Raw genomic sequence first — 309 nt, forward strand, 5'->3', positions numbered from 1 at the left:
TAAGTCTAAAAAGACTGATTTTATAAAAGCCAAGTTCTTTCCTTGTTTTAGGGAAACAACTTGAGCTAAAACACTTGGTTTTTTGATGGTAAAACGCAGGTATTTCTTGAAGTTATAGGTCAAAGCTGCCATCAGTACATGTTTGTTGGCGTTTTTAATACCTCTTGTGTTTACTCGCTTCATATTAGTAAAGTTTACCAAAGTACCTATCACTGGTTCTACGGTTTTGCTTCGTATTCTTGACATCTTCTTGGCATATTTCTCGTTTTGTGTAAGTTTTTGATGCATGCGGTCGTAGTGTTCTTTGTG

Annotated in this window: 1 protein-coding gene; it reads right to left on the minus strand. The window is 35.6% G+C overall.

The features are described from left to right. On the minus strand, window positions 1-309 hold a 309-nt coding region (locus IAI56_RS16165), incomplete at both ends, for a transposase (protein ID WP_187658801.1).

The sequence above is a fragment of the Flavobacterium macrobrachii genome (assembly GCF_014486675.1).
Taxonomy (GTDB): domain Bacteria; phylum Bacteroidota; class Bacteroidia; order Flavobacteriales; family Flavobacteriaceae; genus Flavobacterium; species Flavobacterium macrobrachii.